Here is a 3,140-nt window from a genome sequence, read left to right on the forward strand (position 1 = left end):
GGCCCGCTAATCAGCAAACACGAGCCGTAGAGTCCCCGACCCCTCGAGCGCTCTCGCCCGAAACGGCGTTACACCGATCTTCTTCCCCCGAAAGACGACCGCCGCGCCCGGAGGTTCGGTCGTCACATCGAGGATCCCGGTCTTCCGATCGCGCGCCTCCTCGAACGCCAGGATCCAGTCCGGACGGAAGATCTCCTCGTCCGGGACGAAGTTCGGATCCGCCTCCACGCACGACTCGAAGTAGGACCCCGCCTCCCGCGTGATTCCCCGCGCGCTGTAGATCGACGCAAGGTACATGAACGCAAGCGCTCGGTCGCTCGGTTCGAGATCGCTCCCTTCGGCCGCGGCCTCCTTGAAGAGATCGATCGCGCGGCCGAAGTCCGCGCTCTCGTACGCCCCGATCGCCGCACCCAGCGTCTCCCGCGCCGACCTCTCCGCGAACACCGGACCCGCCGCCGCGAGCCCCACCGCGAGACCAAGCACCCACGCACGAATCACGTTCCGCCTCCTCTTTCTATCGCAGCTCCGCCGTCACCCTCGCCGTTCCGCCGGCAGGGATCGTCACGCTCGTCGAGTACGTCGTGTACCCGTCCCTTTTTACTTCAACCGTATAGGTTCCGGGCTTGAGGTCCCCGATCTCGAGCGGGGTCGAGCCCCTCGAGACCCCGTTCACGAAGACGTTCCCCCAAGGCCCCTTCGCGCCGACGACAAGCCTCCCCGGCTCCGGGAAGGCGTGAGAGACCGACGCGTCCCTTCCGCTCTCGATCGTCACGCTCGTCTCCCACGAGTCGTAGCCCGGAACTTCGAGCCGCACGCGGTAGCGCCCCGCCGGAAGCGTGACGACCGCGGGGGTCCTTCCGACCGATCGCCAGGAACCGGGCGCGTTCTCGCTCGCGACGCGCACTTCCGCGGCGCGCGAGGCGGACGCGCGAAGCCGGCCGGGCGGAAGCTCGAGAGCGATCGACACTTCCCTCGTCGTCCCCTCGACGACCTCGACCGTGCCGCGATACGTCTCGTATCCGTCCGCCGAAAGCTCGATGCTGTGCGAGCCGACCGCCACATCGTCCAGCGTCTTCCCGTCCGCTGGGACTGTCCCCCGCGCCGTTCCGTCCCACGCGAGGCGCGCCCCGGCGGGGGTCGTCCGAACCCGCACCGACCCGGTCCGATCCGAAAAGACGGGGAGCGGAAGCTTCACTTCCTGGCCGATCCTCTCGACATCGAAGCGAACCGATTGCTCTTTGTAGCGGGAGCTTCGGAACGCGATCACGTGGCTTCCGACCGGAACGGGAAGGCGCTCGATCCTCGAAACCGAAAGGATTTGCCCGTCGAGAATCGCCTGCACCCCCTCGGGAAGAGCGCCCATCGTGAGCGAGCCCTTCCCGGGAACCATGGTGAGCCGGTGAACGGCGTCCCGCTCCGGCTCGATCTGGACGTCGAGCGAAACCGATTCGTGGTTCTCGAGCTGGATGTAGAGCTTCTGTCTCCCGACCGGGAAAGGCATCCGCGAAACGGGGGTCGTCTCGGGAAGCGCGCGACCGGCTTGATCGTTCAAAGTCCCGCCCGTGTAGAAGACCTGCGCCCCTGAAGGGGTCGTGACAAGGGAGAGCGTTCCGGAGAGGATTCCCGGCGGGAGCTGGAAGGGCGATCCGGGTGGGTCGGGGCGCTTCTTCCCGCCGCCCGAGTTCCCTCCGCCGCCGGTCGCGCCGCGCTCGATGACGACGACCAGCGGGACGAGAATCGCGAGGACGCTTGCCCCCGCGAGGATCCATCGCCTCGGAAGAGCCAGCCGCGGCCCTGCCGGTTTCCGGGAGGGGGCGCGCGAGGGTTCGTACCCCTTCACTTTCTTCGCCCCCGCGGAAAGCGCCGCAAGAACGCCCGCGACGTTGGGGCGATGCGCGGGGTCGCGCGCGAGCATGCGCGTCAGGATCGCCCGAGTGGCCCGCGGGGCGTGCCGATGGACGTGCGCCGCCGCGTTCTCCTCCTCGTGCATCCGCATCACGACGATCGGGTTCTCGTGGTCGTAGAGCTTGTGCCCCGTGAGCATCTCGTACCAGACGACCCCGAGCGAGTAGACGTCGGCCGCCGGGGTCACCTGCGACACACCCCCGCACTGCTCGACCGCCATGTACGCGGCGGTCCCGTACCCTCCCGCGGTGACGCTGCCGCCGCCGAGGAGCTTCGCCACGCCGAAGTCGATCACCACGACCGAGTCGTGGCGCCCGTCGGCGAGGAGGATGTTGGCGGGCTTGAGGTCGCGATGCACGATCCCGAGGCGGTGAGCGACCATGAGCGCGCGGCAGACCTGCGCGATCACCAGCTCCGACTCTTCGACCGTCAAGCGCCCCTTCTGCCGAAGAAGATCGCCGAGATGCGTGTTCCCCGGAATGTACTCCATCTCGATGAAGGGAATGTCGACGATTCCGGCCGAGACCGTTCCCGAACGATAGACCTCGGGGACGGGAAGCTTCGGATCGGCGGACTTGAGGGACTTCAGGATGTCCACCTCGCGACGGAACTTCCGCACGATGTCCGCATCCCCGAGAAGCTCCTGCCGGAGAACCTTGAGGACGCACGCCTTCCCGGTCTCGCTGTTCGTCGCGAAATAGACCTTCGCCATCCCCCCCTTATCCGAAAGGAGCGAGAGGTCGCGGTAGGGACCGAGGCTCGTGCCGGTCGCCCCGGCGCCGCGGCGAAGGAGAAAGAGAAGAAGCAAGACCCCGACGACGAGAAGCGTCGCGAGGACCGTGATGAGGGTGGATTGGAGGGTCATACGTTCGTCGATCCCGCGCTTTTCATTGGCTTTTGTTTCGAATGTCCGGCCTCAGGAAAGGACGATCCCCCCTCCGCACCCAAAAACGCCGCGGGCCTCGGCCGTCTCTCGGGCTTCGCCCTTCTCGCCGGCCTCGGCCTCGGAAAAAACCCCGCAAATCGTAAAATGGTAAAAGCGCAAAGCGTCATGAACCGTTCCTCGCGAGACGAAAACCGAGGTTGTAGGAGCGGTAGCCCGGCGTGTGGAGGCTCCGATACGCGGAGCGGCAGTACCGGGCGTTGACGAGCCAGCTGCCACCCCGTTCCACGCGGTTGGAGCCGGAGCCGGGACCCGTCGGGTCCGTCACCGTACCGCCATACGATCCGTACCA

Annotated in this window: 3 protein-coding genes; all 3 read right to left on the reverse strand. The window is 66.9% G+C overall.

The window, feature by feature from the left end; genetic code table 11:
* Positions 1-6: 6 nt before the first annotated feature.
* A complete protein-coding gene (locus FJY88_12995) occupies positions 7-498 on the reverse strand; it encodes a PEGA domain-containing protein (GenBank protein MBM3288246.1) in 492 nt (163 codons plus the stop codon).
* A 16-nt stretch (positions 499-514) separates the two neighbouring features.
* Entirely contained in the window at positions 515-2,770 is a 2,256-nt protein-coding gene (locus FJY88_13000) for a PEGA domain-containing protein (GenBank protein ID MBM3288247.1), read from the reverse strand.
* Positions 2,771-2,954: 184 nt separating this feature from the next.
* Positions 2,955-3,140 (reverse strand): hypothetical protein (locus FJY88_13005; GenBank protein MBM3288248.1); only part of this gene is annotated, 186 nt, incomplete at its 5' end.

This window comes from Candidatus Eisenbacteria bacterium, from assembly GCA_016867495.1.
GTDB lineage: Bacteria > Eisenbacteria > RBG-16-71-46 > CAIMUX01 > VGJL01 > VGJL01.